The sequence below is a fragment of the Marinobacter sp. DSM 26671 genome, from assembly GCF_900112835.1.
Lineage (GTDB): Bacteria > Pseudomonadota > Gammaproteobacteria > Pseudomonadales > Oleiphilaceae > Marinobacter > Marinobacter flavimaris.
Window position 1 is genome coordinate 75678 of the sequence record NZ_FONF01000012.1, and the last position, 17608, is coordinate 93285.

The following is a 17608-nucleotide window of genomic DNA, read 5'->3' on the forward strand; positions in this document are numbered from 1 at the left end:
TTCGTTAAAACGGCTCGTGAATCTCTCAGGTCCCGTGACGGAAGGGGTGCTTTCTGCCATTTCGAGCAAGGAGGAAACCCTTGGCGCTCACGGAGATTGGAATGAAGCGAATCGCAGTAATTGGCGGTGGTATCACTGGTATTACCACGGCCTACACCCTTGCCAAGCGCGGGCTTGACGTTACGGTTTACGAGAAGCATCGCTATGCGGCGATGGAAACCTCCTTCGCCAACGGTGGACAGCTCTCTGCTTCCAACGCAGAGGTCTGGAACAACTGGCAGACCGTGATGAAGGGCATAAAGTGGATGTCCCGCCGGGATGCGCCACTGCTGGTCAATCCCAAGCCGTCCTGGCACAAGCTGAGCTGGTTCGCCGAGTTCATTGCCGCTATTCCCCAGTACGAGAAAAACACCACGGAAACCGCTCGCCTGGCTATTGCCGCCCGCGATCACCTGTTTGCCTGGGCGCAGGAAGAAGGCATCGATTTCGATCTGAAGAAGCAGGGTATCCTGCACATCTACCGGGACAAGGCCGGGTTTGACCACGCTGAAAAGGTATCGCGCCTGCTGGCGGCTGGTGGCCTTGAGCGCCGTTCGGTGACCCCGGAGGAAATGAAATCCATCGAGCCGACCCTGGCCGGCAACTATTACGGCGGGTTTTTCACAGAGAGTGACTCCACCGGTGATATTCACAAGTTCACCAATGGACTGGCGGATGCCATCAAGCGGCTGGGCGTTAAAACCTGTTATGGCCACACGGTGACCGAGCTGAGCGCCGATGAGCGTAATGCCTGGGTGACCGCCCACGATGGCACCGAACAGTCCCGGGACACATTTGACGGCGTGGTGATCTGTGCCGGCGTCGGTAGCCGCGGGCTCGCGAAAAAGCTGGGTGACCGGGTGAATATCTATCCGGTTAAGGGGTACTCAATTACCGTGGAGCTGGACGACGAAGCCTCGCAAAAGGCGGCACCAACCGTCAGCTTGCTGGACGATGCTACCAAGATCGTCACCAGTCGCCTGGGCGATGGTCGTTTCCGGGTTGCCGGTACCGCCGAGTTCAGCGGTTACAACCGCGATATCAAGGACGACCGCATCCGCCCGCTCACCCGTTGGGTTGAGCAGTGCTTCCCAGGTGTCTGTACTCGCAAGGTAGTGCCCTGGGCAGGCTTGCGGCCAATGCTGCCGAACATGATGCCAAGGGTTGGGCCAGGTCGCCTGCCGACCGTGTTCTACAACACCGGTCACGGTCACCTGGGCTGGACGCTCTCTGCGATTACCGCTGAGTTGGTCGCTGAGAGCGTTACCGGGGATAGCCGGTAATCTCGCGGATTTTCCGGTACAGGGGTTGAAGCTGAGGGTACATCTTCAGATAAACCTCGGAATACAGCCGCTGGTAAAGAGCCCGGGTTTCTTCGTTGGGATGAAAAACGTCGCCAACCCGGGTCATCTTCGCCACGGCGGTGTCGAAATCCGGATGCAGCCCTAGCCCGACAGCGGCATCAATGGCGGCGCCGAGCCCGGAGGTCTCATAGGTGTGAGGCCTCTCGGCCGGCAGCCCGAGCACATCGGCGGTGAGTTGCATCGCCGCATCGCTCTGTGAGCCACCGCCGGCCACTCGCGATTTCCTGATCTTCACGCCGCTTCGCTTCTCGATTTTTTCCTTTCCTTCCCTGAGCGCGTAGGCCAGACCTTCGAGGATGGCGCGATAAATGTGGGAACGGGTGTGAACGTCCCCGAACCCGATGATCGAGCCTTTCGCTTCCGGCCCCGGCTGGCGCACGCCGGGTGACCAGTAGGGCTGAAGCATCAGGCCCATGGATCCTGGTGGCACTGCCTTGACCAGTTCATCGAACAGCGCTTCCGGCTCGATACCTCGTTCCTCGGCCAGTTTCTGTTCTCTCAGCCCGAACTCCCGCTTGAACCAGCTCACCATCCAGAAACCCCGGTAGATCATGACCTCCGTCGAGTAATGGCCGGGCAACGCAGACGGATAGGGCGGCATCAGCCGGATCGGTTCGACGTAACGCTGGCTGGTGGTGTTGATGGTGGCAGTGGTGCCATAGCTCATACAGCCGATATCGGGTGTCAGCCCGCCGGAGCCGAGAATTTCGCAGGCCTTGTCGGAAGCTGCGGCGATTACTGGGAGGCTTTTTGCCAGGCCCAGGTGCTTGCAGGCTTCGTCGGTCAAATGGCCCAGTGTTTCGCCGGGTGCAACCAGCTCAGGCAGCATGGAAGGCTCGACTGGCATCGTCTGCCATTTGAAATCCCGCCGGCCGGCCCAGCGATGCTTTTTATAGTCGAATGGCAGGTATCCCACCTGGCTGCCGGTCGAGTCCCGGAATTCTCCAGTGAGTCGGTAGTTGAGATAGCCGGACAGCAACAGGAAATGCCGGGTTTTGGCCCAGATCTCGGGTTCATTCTGAGCGATCCAGTTGGCCTGGGTTTTTTCCCGGAACCGGTTGATAGTGTCTGCCAGACGGGCAACTTTGAACAGCCATCCCCAGGGCCCTCTGACGGGGCCTTCGACCTTTGCGTGGCGCTGGTCGAGCCAGATGATTGCCGGGCGTAGAGGCTGTCCATTTTCATCCAGATTTATGACGGTGCCGCGCTGGGTGGTCACGGTAACGCCGGCAACCTGATCCGGTGTCGCGTCTGTGGAGTTCCAGAGCAATTGGCAGGCTTCCCCGAGCTGCTCCCAGAAGTAGTCCGGGTGCTGCTCGGCCCAGCCGGGCTCTCTCGAAAAATAGGGCTCGATTTCCTGCTTGCCTTTGCCCACCAGATTGCCACTGGTATCGAAGAGCAGCGCCCGAACGCTCTGGGTGCCATTGTCGATGGCCAGGATGAGCGGCTCAGCTGGCATCGGAGGCCTCCTGGGGTGGCAGCGAATAGGCGTTGTGATAGATCGACAGGTAGCGGGCCTGTTCCTCCTCCCAACGCTGGTCAGCCCAGCCAAGCAGGGGCTGGCAGTGGTTACGAATCTGCGGGAGAAGGGCTTCGCCCGCATTCGGTAGTACCATGCCTAACCGCGTTCGTCGCAGAAGCAGGTCATCCAGATGCTGCACATCTTCTCTTCGGCACGCCCAGCAAAGCTCCGCCCAGAGCAGGTCGGAAGCCCGATTTGGAGTGACAGGCTCCAGTGGGCCCGAAGCAAGCAGTTGATCAAGCTCGGGGCCATAGAACCCCTGCAGTCGCTGCCAGCACTGGTGGCTAATGGTGGCTGGCCTTGAGGGGTGATCTGTGCCCTGAAACACCGGTTTGGATGCGGGCCGCAGAACCTTTCTGGCGTCTTCTCCAAGCCCCTGGACGAGTGCCTCGCGGGCGATGACCCGGAAGGTGGTGAGCTTGCCGCCGGCAATGCTGACCAGCCCCCGATTCACCCGAAGTGCGTGTTCCCGGTTTTCCTTGGACGGCGCCTTACCCGTACCATCGGTTACCACCGGCCTTACACCGGCCCAGGTTGAAAGGATGTCGCTTCGGGTAATGGGGCTGCCCGGAAACAATCGTGAGGCGATTTCAAGCAGGTAGGCGGTCTCGGACTCAGAAATCACCGGCTCCTGATCCAGGTTGCCCTCATGGTCGATATCGGTGGTGCCGAGAACTGTAGTGCCCAGCCATGGGAAGGCAAACACCGGGCGGCCATCTTCCGGATGAAACAGGGAAACCGAACAGGACACCGGCAGACTGGACCAGGGCAGCACCAGGTGGCTGCCACGCAGGGGCCGGATGTGCATGGTGTCTTCAGAGGTCTCGCTGGACTGCAGCCGATCTGCCCAGGCACCGGTGGCGTTGATGACCAGGGGCGCGAAGACCTCAATGGGCGTATCGTTTTCCTCTGCCTGAATCAGCAAGCCGGATACATCGCCGTTGCTGCGCTTTATTTCACCGGCTCTTGTGTAATTCAGGCACATGGCTCCGTCCCGCCGGGCTTCGGCAATCAGGCGCAGGACCAGGCGCGAGTCGTCGGTGACTGCATCGGTAAAACCGCTGGCGCCGGCGAGTTTTTCGCCCGTCAGGCCCGGCACCCAGAGCATGGATTCGGCCGGGGTCAGAAAGTGGCGGCTTCGGTTGCGGGCAATAAAGTCGTAAACCCGAAGCAGTGTCTGGAACAGGCGCGGTCCGGGGAACTGGCCTTTAAAGTGCGGCATGATGAAGCGCAGGGGCTCAATTAACCCCGGTGCTTCCGCCATTAACCGTTCCCGCTCGCGCACGGCGTCCCGGGTAAGACCGTAATGCCCGCTGCCCAGGTACCGAAGGCCACCATGCACCATCTTTGAGGACCGGCTGGAGGTACCCCAGGAAAAGTCCTTCTGTTCCACCAGAAGCGTGCGCAGCCCGCTGCCTGCTGCTTCCCGGGCCACGCCAGCGCCGGTAATTCCGCCGCCGACCACCACCACATCAAATTTGTTGGTCCCTGAGCGCAGCGCATTGAGAATGTCAGTCCGGTTCATATTGGGGCTCCCTTTGGGCGTTGCGCTCATTTGACCAGTGTTTCCGGGTTCAGGATCGCGTCCGGGTCAAAGGTGCTGCACAGGGAGCGTATCGCCAACATGCCCAGTTCGCCTTTTTCCACCGGCAGGTAAGGGGCGTGATCCTTACCGACACCGTGTTGATGGCTGATGGTGCCGCGGTTGTTCACGATCAGTTCGGAGGTGCTGGTTTTGAGCGTTTGCCAGCGCGCGAGTGTTTCCTCGTAGCTGTCGCCCACCCGGAACACATAGGTGGTGTAAATGCTGCAGCCCTGGCTATAGAAATGGGAGAGGTGGGTGAACACATGGGTGTTCTCGTTCTGGTCTTTCAGCCCGTCACGCAGGCTGGTCTCGATCAGACCCAGCAGATTGTGGACGTTGTCCCAGTCAGTGGCCGTTTCCAGAGTGTCGACCGCATAGCCCATCTGCCAGAGGGCCTCTCTCAGATAGGGCATGGTAAAACGCTTGGCCGCCCATTTGTCGCCGAGCCGCGTGCCGGTATAGACGCCATTTTGGGCCTTGCAGATGCTTCGGGCCTCTTTCAGGGCGTTTCGGGTCTGCAGTCGGGAGCCGGTGATCCCGAAGGTCATCATGCATTTGCCCTCACCAGCGCCCCTCAGCGAAAGGAAACGCTCGAGCATGCCGATAAGCCGGGGGTGGCCGGCCAGCGCGAGCTGGGTCTCGGTCTCTACGGCATTGCTGAGCCTGAGCATGGATAACTGGGTTCGGTTCTGCACCAGCAGGCGGCTGGCCGTGCGGGCGCTCTCCCAATCCGGAAAAAAGACCACATGAAAGCTCTCGTGTTCGGGCAGCGGAGTAACCCGCACCTTCACCTCGGTAATCAGCCCGATATGGCCTTCCGAACCCAGAATCATTTCCCGGATATCCGGACCGGCGCTGGAGGCCGGTATGGTGGGCAGGTTAAGGGTGCCTTTCAGGGTTTCGACCCGGCCCCCGGCAAAGAGTTGTTCAATGCGGCCATAGCGCAGGGATTGCTGGCCACTGGATCGGGAGGCCACCCAGCCGCCGACGGTGGAAAGCTCGAAAGACTGAGGGAAATGCCCCAGTGTGTAGCCATGGGCCCGGAGTTGGGACTCAACGAGTGGCCCGGGTGTTCCCGCACCAAACGTCGCGATCTGGCTGTCCGTGTCCAGGTCGATCAGGCGATTCATCCGGCTCATGTCCACAGTCAGTACTGGCTGGCCTTTATCCACCGGATTTATGTGCCCGGCCACACTGGTGCCGCCACCGTAGGGAATCAGGTGAATGTGTTGTTCCGCGGCCCAGGAGAGCAGGGTTTGAACCTCTTCGCTGGTGGTAGGGTAGGCCACGCCATCGGGGAACACACCAAACTCGCCGCTGCGCATGGCCAGCCAGTCCGCAAGACTCTGGCCGCGGGCATGGCGCACTCGCGCTTCCGGGCCTGTATCGATCAGTGATTCCAGATCTGCCGGCCGGGTAAGGCGGGTTTCCGGTACTTTGGCGCAAACGGAATCCAGGGTCGCGTCCGCCAGAGGCCGGCCACTACCGATGCGTGATGCCAGAAAGTCCTGGCCCTGTTCCGGCATTGCCAGATTGAATCCCTCGTCGCCCCAGCCGTTCCAGCGTCGCATGTGCTTTATTCTCCAGATTAAAAACGAATGTGGCGCATTCTATAGGCTCTGCTTCGTTCGCCGCTGTCGCTTGGCGCCATGGTTCCTGTCATTTGCCGCCAGTGGCTGACTTTGGCAACCCTCTCAGGGTCGGAGCGATTCCGTCAGCCGGCTGTTGAGGTCCTGCCACCGTGAGAGTTTGCCCGCTTCGCCGATCCGGGTGCGCGCTCCGCCGGACTGGTTCAGCCAGAGGCCTTCACCATTGAAGCTATAAACAGGTTCAAGATCAGTGCGTTGAGAGGCGGGTTTAATGTCATTTATCAGGTTGTCCAGAATCAACGGATCGGCGTCTGGCTCCGGGTACCACGCCAGCACCATGTGGGCCTGGTTCAGTTCCAGCGCTTTGACATACACGATCCGGAGCTGGTCATCGGGCACGCCCATGGACTTGAGGGTCAGGTATTTGGCAATCGAGAAATCCTCACAGTCACCACCGTTGGTGGTCAGCAGTTCTACCGGGGTTGCCCAGTAGTCTTCCTCGCCCCAGTGGCGGATATCGCTGACAAAGGTGACTCGATTGAAAAAGGAGTTCACCAGCCGGAGCTGCCGGTCGATGGGGGCGTTTGCGGCAAGAGCATGCAGGCGCTGCCAGTTTTCAAGGCGCTGGTGGGCTTCGGTTCCGAATTCTTCCTGAACATAGTTCATCAGACGGGAGCCCAGCTCGAAGGCACTCACAAGAGAGACCACGAGCAATAACGCAGGCAGAAGAGTGGAACGGCGGCGAATCTGAAGGGCGGCCGTTTCCATAGCGCGCCTCAGCTATTGTTCCGTAGGCGTTCCCTGAGCTGCTCAAGGCGCCGGCGGATTTCCTCCCGGCGCTGCTCATCGCTGGTGGCGGAAGCGGGCGCTCTCGAGGGTGAGGGGGATGCAGCCTGCTGGACGGCGGGCGAAGGCTCTGCCTGCTGGTCGGCCGTAAAGGATATGCCGCTGCGGTCTTCGGATTCCGGGAAGTAGAGGTTTTCGAGTTTGCCGGAACGTTCAATGATCACCCGGTTCGGATGTACCGAGCGCAGTGTGGCATTACCGGGCAGTTCGTCACCCACCAGGTAGGCTTCGGTTTTACTTTTGTCATCTTCGATCAGCGCGCTGCCCGGGAAATCACCATCCGCGGCCAGTACGCCCCGAAGGAACAGTCGGAGGTTGGTTTCAGGGAGATTCTCGGTATCCATTTCTACCGGCTCGCTTTCGCCGGATGCAGCTCCGAACAGATCCAGGGAGGAAAGGTCCACACTGGGTGGCTCACGACCGGCGGCCGGGTCGGAGACCAGTGGCTGCACGTTATCGTACTGTCCCTGCTGGCCTTCCATTTGCCAGAAACGGTAACCCTGCCAGGCTGTCAGGGCGACCATGGCCGCCCCTGCCACGAGCGCGAGAATCAGGGGAAACCGTTCATTGTTTAGGAGCATTGATCATCCTGAATGCAAGTTTGTGGGCCGGGAAAAAGCTCACAGGTTATCAGACTGCAACGTTTTATTGGGAGTATAGTGTATAGAGTTATTCAGCGGGTCCATATCCTGTGGTAGCCTTTCTGAATTAGTTGAATCGAAAAGGGTTTCACGAACGAGGACGACCTTGACCACAGACACTGAACTTCAGCCGCAGGATGCTCCGCTGGGCCGTCTTCCGTTTACTTTTGCCAAGCGCAACGGAGTAATCCTGACCCGTTCGGACGCCGGTGAGCCGGTTATTCTGGTTCGGCCCGGTGCGTCCCATTCTGCGCTGGCGGAAGCGAACCGTATCAGTGGCGGTCGTGCCCGTTTTGCCACCATCGATCCGGACCGTTTCGACCAGGCCCTGAATTCCGCCTATCAGAACGATTCTGCGGAAGCGATGCAGATGGTGGAAGGCATCGGCGATGACATGGACCTGGCCTCACTCGCTGACTCCGTGCCGGAAACCGAGGATCTTCTGGAGCAGGAAGACGATGCTCCAATCATCCGTCTGATCAATGCCATTCTCACTGAAGCAGTGAAAACCAGCGCCTCGGACGTTCACATTGAAACCTATGAAAAGCGCCTTGTGGTTCGCTTCCGGGTGGATGGTGTGTTGCGTGAAGTGGTAGAGCCCAAGCGCGCACTGGCCCCGCTGCTGGTGTCCCGGATCAAGGTTATGGCGAAGCTGGATATCGCTGAGAAACGGGTGCCCCAGGATGGCCGTATTGCGCTGAGGGTCGCTGGTAGGGAAGTGGATATTCGTGTGTCGACCATGCCGTCTTCTAGCGGTGAACGCGTGGTTCTGCGTTTGCTCGACAAACAGGCAGGTGCCATACGGCTGGAATCCCTTGGCATGGCGGGGCAGGACCTGAAGGTTCTGCGCAAGCTGATTTACCGGCCTTATGGCATTTTGCTGGTCACTGGCCCTACGGGTTCCGGTAAGTCCACCACGCTCTATGCCTCGCTCCAGGAAATCAACGATCGTAGCCGCAACATCCTGACTGTTGAGGACCCCATCGAGTATAACCTGCCCGGCATCGGCCAGACCCAGGTGAATACCAAGGTGGACATGACCTTTGCCCGGGGTCTTCGTGCCATCCTGCGTCAGGATCCCGATGTGGTCATGATCGGTGAGATCCGGGATCTGGAAACGGCAGAAATTGCCGTACAGGCGAGTCTGACTGGCCACCTGGTCCTCTCCACGTTGCACACCAACACCGCCGTTGGCGCGATTACCCGGCTTATGGACATGGGTATCGAGCCCTTCCTGATTTCATCAAGCCTGGTGGGCATTGTTGCCCAACGGCTGGTGCGCGTTCTGTGCAAGGAATGCCGGGAGCCGTATACACCCACGGAAGAGCACTGCGAGTTTCTGCAGCGGGATCCTGCCAACCCACCGACCATTTACCGGGCAACCGGCTGTAGCCATTGCAACCAGCTCGGTTACCGTGGGCGTATTGGTATCTATGAGGTGGTGGAGATCTCCGAGGAAATCAGTTCTCTGATCCACAAACGTGCCGGGGAGCTGGACCTGGAAAAGGTGGCTCGCCAGCATGGGCCCAGTATTCACGCAGACGGCGTGCAGAAAATCCTGGATGGTGTGACCACGGTGGAAGAAGTACTCCGCGTTACGCACCGGGGTCAGTAAACCATGCCAGCATACGAATACAAGGCGCTCGATTCCCGAGGCAAGCAAAAACAAGGTGTCGTGGAAGCCGATGCGCCGAGAGCCGTTCGCCAGCAACTTCGGGAGCGAGGCCTCACGCCGCTGGCCGTCGAGCCGGCCGCCGAGAAACAGGCCAGAAGCAATCCCCTGAGCAGCCGGGGTTCGCTGGCCGCGGCCGATCTGGCACTGGTTACACGCCAGCTGGCAACCCTGATCCAGTCCGGCATTCCCATTGAGCAGGCGCTATCGGCGGCCGCTCAGCAGTCACCGAAACCCAGAATACGCAGCATGCTGATCGCCATTCGCGCGAAAGTCATGGAAGGGTACACCCTGGCGGATAGCCTTGGTGAGTTTCCCCGGGCATTCCCGAGGCTGTACCGGTCTACCGTTGCTGCCGGTGAGCACGCCGGCCATCTCGATCTGGTTCTGAACCGGCTGGCGGATTACACGGAAAATCGTCAGGAGGCTCGCCAGAAAATTCAGCTGGCGGCCATCTACCCCATCATTCTCAGTATCGTCGCCATCGCCATCGTCGTGTTCCTGCTGACCTACGTGGTGCCGGATATCATTGATGTGTTTCTGAAGCAGGGGCAGGAGCTGCCAACGCTGACCATGGCCATGCTTGCGGTGTCGGAATTTCTGGCGGATTACGGTGTCTATCTATTTATACTGCTGGTCGCCGCATTGATGGTGTTCCGCTTTTTCCTGACCAAGCCCGGGTTTAGACTGCGGTTTCACAAACGTCTGTTACATCTCCCCTTGTTTTCAGGGATGGTTCGTGGCGTTAACACTGCCCGCTATGCCAGCACCCTCAGCATACTGACGACCAGTGGCGTGCCGCTGGTAGAGGCAATGCGCATTGCCGGTGAGGTGTTATCCAACGATTTTCTGCGGCAGGAACTGCGGGACGCAGCCAGAAAGGTCAGCGAAGGCGGCTCATTGCACCGTTCCCTCGATCAGACCGGGTATTTTCCGCCGATGATGCTGCACATGATCGCCAGCGGGGAGGCCAGTGGTGAGCTGGACAGCATGCTGGAACGAACCGCGCGCATGCAGGAAAACACCCTCCAATCAAAGATAGCTGCGATTGTGGGGCTGTTCGAGCCGATGATGCTGTTGGTGATGGGCGTGGTGGTGCTGATCATCGTGCTGGCCATCATGCTGCCGATTCTGAATATGAGTAATCTCGTGGGATGAAACCCGCGCCGGAGCGTCAGTTGACGAGCCCGGACCAAAGCAATCCATGCCAATAACGAGTGAGACAATGACGACCAAGAACCTCAATTCACGCAACCGTAACCGCGGCTTTACCCTGATTGAAATCATGGTGGTGATGGTGATCCTGGGCCTGCTGGTGGCCATCGTGGCTCCAAACATCATGGGTCGGAGTGACCAGGCCAAGGTCACCGTGGCGGAAACCCAGTTGAGCAACATTGCCAATGCGCTGGACCTTTATCGCCTGGACAACAGCCATTATCCCTCCACCCAGCAGGGTCTTGAGGCGCTGGTTTCCAAGCCAAGTGGCAGCCCGGAGCCCAAGAACTGGAATTCCGACGGTTACCTGAAGAGCGTGCCGGAGGATCCCTGGGGTTCTGAATACCAGTACGTAAGCCCGGGTACCGAAGGTCCCTACGATCTGTATTCCTATGGCTCTGACGGCCAGGAAGGTGGCGACGGCGACGCTGCGGATATCAGCGTCTGGGACACCGAGGGCTAAATCACTGTGCAGGTCAGATCCCGACAGACCGGTTTCACCCTGATTGAAATACTGGTGGTCCTGGTGGTTGTGGGTCTGCTGGCTTCGCTTGCCGTGTTTACCATGGGGGGAAGCTCCCAGCAGCGCGAACTGGAAAATGAGGTCCGGGAGCTGTACCTGCTTATGCAGACAGCCTCGGAGCAGGCGGTTCTGAATAACCTGGAGCTGGGCCTGAAGCTGGAGGAAGACGGCTACCAGTTCGTGGCTTACCAGGATCAGACTGGCGACTGGAAGGCCTCCGGTGAGCGTATGTTCCGGGCCCGGAGCCTGCCGGAGTGGCTCACTGTCACCGAGTTCATCGAAAGCGACGCGCCCAGGCTGGCATCATCCGAAGATACCCTGTTGCCGGACGTCGTTTTTTTCTCCAGTGGCGAGACAACGCCGTTCGAGCTTGAGTTCACTATCGGAAACGGGTCAGACACGATGCACGTTCTGGCCTCGGATGGGGTGTCGCCCATGGACTGGCGCAAACCGGGCGATGAGGGGAGCAGCGGGTGAGGACGCAGAAAGGGTTTACCCTGATCGAAGTACTCATTGCCCTGCTTGTGTTCGGCCTGATTGCAACGGCTGCGGCCGAAGTTGGAAGCCAGTACATTTCCAGTTACGAACGGGTTCGGGACAAAACCCTGGCGAGCTGGTTGGCAGATAACCGAATAAACGAAATTCGACTGCAGGAAAACATTCCGGGCATCTCCGAGAACTCCAAGGATACCGACTTCGGGCCGTATCGTTGGCGGGTGACCACCGCGATTCTTGCAACCGCCGAGGCGAAGATGCGTCGTGTGGAGGTTGCGGTTGCCCGTTATCGCGAGGAAGGCGCGACGCCGGAGCCGATCCATACCCTGTCGGCTTTCGTGGGGGCACAATGAGGTTCCCGTCCGCACACAGCTGCCATCCGCAACAACGTGGTTTTACCCTGCTGGAGGTTTTGATCGCGGTTACCATCACCGCCGTTATCGGGCTTGGCGTTTGGCAGGTTATCAACGGAGTGGTCAATTCCCGCGATCGGGTGAACGAACTGGCGGAACAGTTCGACGGTTTGCAGCGGTCCATGCTCCTGCTTGAGCGGGATATCATGCAGGTGGTCAACCGGCCGGCCAGGGACATTTACGGGGATTTCCAGCCAGCGCTCTCCAGCCGTGCGGACGACTTTTCCCTGTTGCTGACCCGGCAGGGCTGGCGTAACCCCCTGGGCATTCGCCGCAGTGGCCTGCAGCGTGTCGGTTGGGAATATACTGGCAGCGAACTGCGGCGCCGGTACTGGCCCATGGTGGATCAGGGCCAGGAAGATGACAGCCGCGACGTGCTGCTGCTGGAAGGCGTAAAGCGCCTGGAAATAAGGTTTCTGGATGCCAACCGGAGCTGGCAACCGCAATGGCCAACCGATGAGGTGATGGCCGGACTGACCCCGGGTAGCCGCCCTGATATTCCACTGCCGCTGGGCATGGAAGTGACTCTGGAACATGAGCGTTTTGGAACGCTGGTGCGGACCTTTGCATTACCGGATTTTGATCCGGCCGTTGCCCAGGGTGCAGTAAACCAGGCCAACCAGGCTGCCAGCGAAGCGGAAGAAGAAAGCACAGAAGAAGAGGCTACCGGAGAACAAACCGGAGAGAATACCGGTGCAACGGGGCAGGGAGGCTAGGTAGCGATGGGCCAGACCCCGAGGTTATCGAATCGTCAGCGCGGCGTTGCTCTGATCATGGTGCTGCTGGCCATGGCTCTGGTGGTCATGCTTGCTTCGGGGATGACCCAGCAGCAGAGCTTGCGAGTGTTCAAGGCGGGACATTATCTGGCTCAACAGCAGGGCCAGAGTATCGCACTTGGCGCCGAGGCGTTCGCCCGCCAGATCCTGCGCAGGGATTATGACGAGGACAAGGAAGAAAACCTGATGGTCGATAGCCTTGACGAGTTCTGGGCCGCCAATGCAGCCGTTCTGCCGCTGGATGACAATGGTGTGGCTGAGGTCCAGATTGACGACCTTGGAGGCCGGCTTAATCTGAACGACCTGGTCGGCGCCAATGGCCAGGTGGATCCCATCGTCAGAGATCGTTTCGTTCAGCTGTTTGCCGCACTGGGGATTACTGCAGTTTCCGTGGATTCGCTGGTGGACTGGATCGACCCCAACGACCAGACCGTCACGGCGTACGGCGCAGAGGATGGCCAGTATCTGATGGCTGAGCAGGGTTACCGGGCTGCCAACCAGCCGTTTACCACGGTGACCGAATTGCGCCTGATCGAAGGCATGACCGAAGAGATTTATCGGGCCCTGCGGCCCCACGTGGCGGCACTTCCTGTAAATGGTGCGGGGATCAACGTGAACACCGCGACGGCCATGGTGATCCGCTCTCTCCATGAAGAGCTGACGGACGCCCAGGCTGCGTCTATTCTTGAGAAGCGGGAAGAGGAACGGTTCGAGAACCTCCAGGACTTTCTGGCGTTACCAGAGTTCGCCGGGCTCGGGCTCAAGTCGGTTGGACTGGGGTTGCAGACCCGGTTTTTTGAAGTTGCCTCGCGGATTACCTACGATAACCGTGTCGTGAATATGGTCAGTACCGTGTTCCGGACTCCGGAAGGCGAAGTCCAGACGGTTAACAGGGATATCGGGCAGAAAAACCGAATCACCAAAGAGCCTTTCACAATTTCAGAAGGATAATCATGTCTTATCGCCTTTACGTCCGCCCAATACCGCCGTTTGCGGACGCTGACCAGGACCCCGGTGCCCAGATGTTCAACTGGGTCCTGCACGATGCCAGTGGCGATGCGCAGGCTCGCGGCGCAGGCGACAGTCGGGAAACCATCGAGCATACCCTCGGCCAGAATGCACTGGATAATGTTCTGTTGATCGGCCTTATCCCCGGCGAAGAAGCGATTTATTGTCTGGCTGATATTCCCGCGAAGCAAAGCCGCTTTATCAATCAGGCGTTGCCCTACGCTGTCGAGGAGCAGATTGCCCAGGACATTGATTCTGTTCATCTGGCGCTGGGCGCCCATACCGATCACGGCTACCGCGTAGCGGCCATTGATCGCGAACGGATGGGGCAGTGGGTGAATCTGTTCAGCGGCTGGGAGCATGTTCGCCTGGAAGCGATTTTTCCGGATGCCTCATTGTTGCCGCGCACCGAAGGCGGCTGGTCGGTCTGCCTGGATGGCGAAACGGCAATGATGGTGAGCGAACGCGGTGAGTGGCTGAGTATGCAGTCTGCGAACCTGGGAATGTTTGCTCACACGCTGGCTGCACCGTCTGCGGAGGAAGTGGTGGCTGAAATTCCGGTCACGCTTTACGGCACCGCTGAAGAATTTGATCTCCAGCAATCGGCCATCTCGGAGTTGAACGGTTCTGGTCGGCTTGCGGTTCGCAAGGAAGTTCTTGAACTCATGCCTCTGGAACTGCTGGCCTACGCCCATCACCATCATCTGTGCGAACCGGTAAACCTGTGCCAGGGCATGTTCTCGTCCAAATCGGGCAAGGCGAGTCCGCTCAAACCATGGAAACCCCTCATCGCAGTTGCCGCCGTCTGGTTCGTGGTTCAGGTGGCGTTGAATGCCGGAATGGGATTCTACTATCAGAATCAGGCAGAAAAACTGCGAAACGAGGCCATGGCAATCTATCGCGATGCGTTTCCGAATGACCGGCGTACCCATGCCGGCAACGTCCGGCGCGTGATCGAAGGCCAGTTGCGGGTTGCCGGCGCAAGTGGGCCGGAAGTGGACTTTATTACCCTGATGAAATACACCGGACAACAGTATTCCCGTTTGCCGGGCAGCCAGGGAGTGAATTTCAATTCAGTGAATTACAGCCGCTCACGGGGTGAGCTGGTCGTAGACGTGAGAGCCGATAGTTATGACCGTTTGAGCGCTCTGCGCAACGGCCTCGCGAACCAGGGGCTGGAGGCGCAGATTGGTTCGGTGGTGAACGAAGCGAGCGGCGCCCGCGGCCGCCTGACGGTCTCAGGAGGTTAAGGTATGCTTTCCCGAATCAAGGATCAGCCGGCGGTCGGCAAACTCATTGCTCAGTATGACCAGTTGCCCCGTCGCGACCAGCAGGCTTTGGTGGTGCTGGCCATCGCTGTGTTTCTTGGCCTTCTGTATTTTTCCGTCTGGCGACCGGCGGCCGGGTTCTACGACCAGGCGGAAGCTGCCAGAGACAATGCCGGCGAATTGCTGGCCTGGATGCAGGCAAACCAGCGGACAATTCAGCGTCTTGGCAATACAGGCGGTGCCAGCACCACGGCGTCGGCAGACAAACCTGCGGATGGCCGTGCCCTGATGGCGCTGGTGACCCGTTCCGCCGGGGAGGCGGGTCTGTCACTTCAGCGCTTTGAGCCCAGCGGTGAAGACGCCATCCGAGTCTGGCTTGAGAATGTGCCTTTTGCAGAGGTTGCCGCTTGGTTAGAGCGATTGAATGGCAACCATGGTGTCGTCATTGACCAGGCGGCCATGGACAGGGCCAGTGAGCCAGGGCGGGTTTCCGTTCGTCTCACACTGGCCATCTGATTCTGAAAACCAGATTCCGGGCCTTTTGTCCGGAACTGACGCAGGAGAGGGAAGCGATGAGTAACGGCAGCGACAACAAGAACAAATCCGAGCCAGCCATTGTTCGCCTGGACGAAACGGCGCGGAACGAAGCCAGATCCATTCTGTTTCACGCCTACCGGAACGAACCGACGTTCCAGTACCTGTTTGATCACCGGCGCCCCGGCTACGATCAGAGGGTGAGGGCGACCATAAGGGAGCTGATAGACCTTTATTTTGAGCTCGAACAGGATGCCATTGGCGTGATGGTTGACGACACGCTTGTGGCCGTTGCGTTCATCGGGGATCCCGAATTAAGGATGAACCTGGCTGATCAGATCAGCTGGCGGATTCGTATGGTGCTGACGACGGGGTTTGCCTCTACACGTCGGTATCTGGACTACCACGAGAAAATTCGCGACATGTTGCCACAACCATTGGCGCATCAGTTGCCCATGATGGGGGTTAATCCCAAATACCAGAATCGCGGCTACGGCCGTTTGCTGCTGAAAACCGTTGAAAAACTCTGTGCCGAGAACCCGCGTGGCAGCGGGTTGGTGCTCGATACGGGTAACAACCGTTATCTGCCGTTTTACGAATCCGAGGGCTTCCGGAGCCTTGGCAAGATTCAGCTCGGCGATTTCGAAGATCACGTGTTGTTCAGGGAAGTGCATCCGGAAACCAAAACGGCCACCTCCGGCCAAACCTGATTTTAAAATGTGTAACGGGAGAAGCTGTGTCTGACCAGCAGGATTTTGATCTGATCGTTATCGGAGCCGGCTCCGGCGGCGTTCGCCTCGCGCGGATGTCTGCCCAGCGGGGCGCCAGGGTGGCCGTGGTTGAATCCAGGTATCTTGGCGGAACCTGCGTAAACGTTGGCTGCGTGCCCAAGAAACTGTTTGTGTACGGCGCTCACGTTCACGATGAGCTGGAAGATGCAGCCGGCTACGGTTGGCAGGTTCCACTCGACGATGTCAGTTTCGACTGGCCGAAGCTGGTTGCCAACAAGAATGCCGAGATCGAGCGTCTGAATGGCATTTATGGCCGGTTGCTGGAAAACGCCGGTGTGACCATCATCGAAGGAACGGCGTCCTTGTCAGACGCCAATACCGTGGTGGTCGGGGATACCTCCTATCGGGCCAAACACATCACGATAGCCACCGGCAGCTGGCCGGTGATTCCGGATGTGCCCGGCAAGGAATGCATTCTTACGTCCAACGAGATGTTCTACCTGCCGCAGCTGCCGAAGCAGGCCGTGGTCTGGGGCGGTGGCTACATCGCTGTAGAGTTTGCCGGCATCCTGGCCGGGTTGGGTGTTGATACAACCTTGCTGTATCGCGGTGATCTGTTCCTGCGCGGGTTTGATGGCGACATCCGACGGTTTACCGAACAGGAAATGCGGAAAAAAGGCGTAAACCTGCAGTTCGGGGTGACCATCGAATCGGTTGAGGCCGAAAATGCCCATTACCGGGTTCAACTTAACAATGGCGAAACCCTGGAGACTGGCCTGGTGATGGCGGCAACCGGCCGTCGTGCCCTGGTTGACGGTCTTGGTCTGACTGATCTTGGCGTTCAGCTCAGCGCCTCGGGGCATGTTGTCGTGGATGATCACTTCCAGACTGCCGTGCCCTCAATTACTGCGCTGGGTGATGTGATTGGAACTCCTCAGCTTACGCCGGTTGCCCTGGCACAGGGCATGGTGCTATCCAGACGTTTATTCGGCGATGGCAAAGGCGAAATGGACTATTCGGCGATTCCAACGGCCGTATTCTGCCAGCCAAACATCGGAACGGTTGGGCTGACCGAGGAAGAGGCCCGGGAAGCGGGGCATCGACTGCGGATCTACCGTTCGGAGTTCCGCCCGATGAAATACACCCTCAGTGGTCGTGACGAACGGAGCTTGATGAAGCTGGTGGTAGACGACGAGACTGATCGAGTATTGGGTGCCCACATGGTGGGTCCGGACGCTGGTGAGATTACCCAGGGGCTGGCGGTTGCCATCAAGGCTGGTGCGACCAAGGCCCAGTTTGATTCTACCCTGGGCATTCATCCGACATCTGCCGAAGAGTTTGTCACCATGCGCGAACCGGTGGCGTGATTCAGTGCCGGCGTCCGGTT

General features: G+C 59.0%; 17 protein-coding genes. 12 read left to right on the top strand and 5 right to left on the bottom strand.

All coding sequences use genetic code 11. The features are described from left to right. The first annotated feature begins 101 nt into the window (after window positions 1–101). Window positions 102–1322 carry a D-amino acid dehydrogenase gene (locus BM035_RS14085; protein ID WP_008171203.1) on the top strand — a complete coding sequence of 407 codons (1221 nt, stop codon included), beginning with the start codon at window positions 102–104 and terminating at the stop codon, window positions 1320–1322. Here BM035_RS14085 and BM035_RS14090 read toward each other — a convergent pair. The 5 genes from BM035_RS14090 to BM035_RS14110 all read right to left on the bottom strand — a co-directional run bounded on the left by BM035_RS14090 (window position 1303) and on the right by BM035_RS14110 (window position 7526). Then, complete coding sequence (locus tag BM035_RS14090) at window positions 1303–2862, bottom strand: FGGY-family carbohydrate kinase (RefSeq protein WP_092032672.1); 1560 nt, start codon at window positions 2860–2862, stop codon at window positions 1303–1305. The two genes, BM035_RS14085 and BM035_RS14090, sit on opposite strands and share 20 nt — an antisense overlap. After that, entirely contained in the window at window positions 2852–4450 is a 1599-nt protein-coding gene (locus BM035_RS14095) for a glycerol-3-phosphate dehydrogenase/oxidase (protein WP_092032674.1), read from the bottom strand. The genes BM035_RS14090 and BM035_RS14095 overlap by 11 nt, the downstream gene beginning before the upstream one ends. A gap of 26 nt (window positions 4451–4476) precedes the next feature. Beyond that, window positions 4477–6081: an FAD-binding oxidoreductase gene (locus BM035_RS14100; protein WP_092032677.1), complete on the bottom strand. Its 1605-nt coding sequence runs from the start codon at window positions 6079–6081 to the stop codon at window positions 4477–4479. Between the two features lie 123 nt (window positions 6082–6204). After that, entirely contained in the window at window positions 6205–6867 is a 663-nt protein-coding gene (locus BM035_RS14105) for a transglutaminase-like cysteine peptidase (RefSeq protein WP_008171198.1), read from the bottom strand. Between the two features lie 8 nt (window positions 6868–6875). Next, window positions 6876–7526 carry a type II secretion system protein N gene (locus BM035_RS14110; RefSeq protein WP_092032680.1) on the bottom strand — a complete coding sequence of 217 codons (651 nt, stop codon included), beginning with the start codon at window positions 7524–7526 and terminating at the stop codon, window positions 6876–6878. A 166-nt stretch (window positions 7527–7692) separates the two neighbouring features. Between BM035_RS14110 and gspE the strand changes: the two genes are divergently transcribed. The 11 genes from gspE (at window position 7693) to gorA (ending at window position 17588) form a co-directional block, all read left to right on the top strand. Then, window positions 7693–9201 (top strand): type II secretion system ATPase GspE, encoded by a 1509-nt coding sequence (gspE, locus tag BM035_RS14115; RefSeq protein ID WP_092032682.1) that lies wholly within the window; start codon window positions 7693–7695, stop codon window positions 9199–9201. A gap of 3 nt (window positions 9202–9204) precedes the next feature. Next, a complete protein-coding gene (gene gspF, locus BM035_RS14120; protein WP_092032685.1) occupies window positions 9205–10416 on the top strand; it encodes a type II secretion system inner membrane protein GspF in 1212 nt (403 codons plus the stop codon). A gap of 67 nt (window positions 10417–10483) precedes the next feature. Beyond that, entirely contained in the window at window positions 10484–10936 is a 453-nt protein-coding gene (gspG, locus tag BM035_RS14125) for a type II secretion system major pseudopilin GspG (protein WP_008171190.1), read from the top strand. Window positions 10937–10942: 6 nt separating this feature from the next. Then, window positions 10943–11473, top strand: coding sequence for a type II secretion system minor pseudopilin GspH (gspH, locus tag BM035_RS14130; RefSeq protein WP_092032688.1), 531 nt, complete (start codon window positions 10943–10945; stop codon window positions 11471–11473). Next, window positions 11470–11844 carry a type II secretion system minor pseudopilin GspI gene (gene gspI, locus BM035_RS14135; protein WP_092032690.1) on the top strand — a complete coding sequence of 125 codons (375 nt, stop codon included), beginning with the start codon at window positions 11470–11472 and terminating at the stop codon, window positions 11842–11844. The genes gspH and gspI overlap by 4 nt, the downstream gene beginning before the upstream one ends. After that, window positions 11841–12620 carry a type II secretion system minor pseudopilin GspJ gene (gspJ, locus tag BM035_RS14140; protein ID WP_008171186.1) on the top strand — a complete coding sequence of 260 codons (780 nt, stop codon included), beginning with the start codon at window positions 11841–11843 and terminating at the stop codon, window positions 12618–12620. The genes gspI and gspJ overlap by 4 nt, the downstream gene beginning before the upstream one ends. A gap of 6 nt (window positions 12621–12626) precedes the next feature. After that, window positions 12627–13631: a type II secretion system minor pseudopilin GspK gene (gene gspK, locus BM035_RS14145; RefSeq protein ID WP_008171185.1), complete on the top strand. Its 1005-nt coding sequence runs from the start codon at window positions 12627–12629 to the stop codon at window positions 13629–13631. 2 nt (window positions 13632–13633) lie between these two features. Continuing rightward, window positions 13634–14938 (top strand): type II secretion system protein GspL, encoded by a 1305-nt coding sequence (gene gspL / locus BM035_RS14150; RefSeq protein ID WP_008171184.1) that lies wholly within the window; start codon window positions 13634–13636, stop codon window positions 14936–14938. A 3-nt stretch (window positions 14939–14941) separates the two neighbouring features. Continuing rightward, window positions 14942–15472 (top strand): type II secretion system protein GspM, encoded by a 531-nt coding sequence (gene gspM, locus BM035_RS14155; RefSeq protein WP_092032693.1) that lies wholly within the window; start codon window positions 14942–14944, stop codon window positions 15470–15472. Between the two features lie 56 nt (window positions 15473–15528). Further along, window positions 15529–16200 carry a GNAT family N-acetyltransferase gene (locus BM035_RS14160; RefSeq protein WP_008171182.1) on the top strand — a complete coding sequence of 224 codons (672 nt, stop codon included), beginning with the start codon at window positions 15529–15531 and terminating at the stop codon, window positions 16198–16200. Between the two features lie 26 nt (window positions 16201–16226). Beyond that, window positions 16227–17588 carry a glutathione-disulfide reductase gene (gene gorA, locus BM035_RS14165; protein WP_008171181.1) on the top strand — a complete coding sequence of 454 codons (1362 nt, stop codon included), beginning with the start codon at window positions 16227–16229 and terminating at the stop codon, window positions 17586–17588. The last annotated feature ends 20 nt before the right edge of the window (window positions 17589–17608 follow it).

Bases quoted from the DNA above. Each gene is read 5' to 3' on its own strand.
- BM035_RS14095 (WP_092032674.1), bottom strand. From the start codon at position 4,450: ATGAACCGGACTGACATTCTCAATGCGCTGCGCTCAGGGACCAACAAA.
- BM035_RS14085 (WP_008171203.1), top strand. From the start codon at position 102: ATGAAGCGAATCGCAGTAATTGGCGGTGGTATCACTGGTATTACCACG.
- gspF (WP_092032685.1), top strand. From the start codon at position 9,205: ATGCCAGCATACGAATACAAGGCGCTCGATTCCCGAGGCAAGCAAAAA.
- BM035_RS14110 (WP_092032680.1), bottom strand. From the start codon at position 7,526: ATGCTCCTAAACAATGAACGGTTTCCCCTGATTCTCGCGCTCGTGGCA.
- gspK (WP_008171185.1), top strand. From the start codon at position 12,627: ATGGGCCAGACCCCGAGGTTATCGAATCGTCAGCGCGGCGTTGCTCTG.
- gspL (WP_008171184.1), top strand. From the start codon at position 13,634: ATGTCTTATCGCCTTTACGTCCGCCCAATACCGCCGTTTGCGGACGCT.
- BM035_RS14100 (WP_092032677.1), bottom strand. From the start codon at position 6,081: ATGCGACGCTGGAACGGCTGGGGCGACGAGGGATTCAATCTGGCAATG.
- gspM (WP_092032693.1), top strand. From the start codon at position 14,942: ATGCTTTCCCGAATCAAGGATCAGCCGGCGGTCGGCAAACTCATTGCT.
- BM035_RS14160 (WP_008171182.1), top strand. From the start codon at position 15,529: ATGAGTAACGGCAGCGACAACAAGAACAAATCCGAGCCAGCCATTGTT.
- gspJ (WP_008171186.1), top strand. From the start codon at position 11,841: ATGAGGTTCCCGTCCGCACACAGCTGCCATCCGCAACAACGTGGTTTT.
- BM035_RS14105 (WP_008171198.1), bottom strand. From the start codon at position 6,867: ATGGAAACGGCCGCCCTTCAGATTCGCCGCCGTTCCACTCTTCTGCCT.
- BM035_RS14090 (WP_092032672.1), bottom strand. From the start codon at position 2,862: ATGCCAGCTGAGCCGCTCATCCTGGCCATCGACAATGGCACCCAGAGC.
- gspG (WP_008171190.1), top strand. From the start codon at position 10,484: ATGACGACCAAGAACCTCAATTCACGCAACCGTAACCGCGGCTTTACC.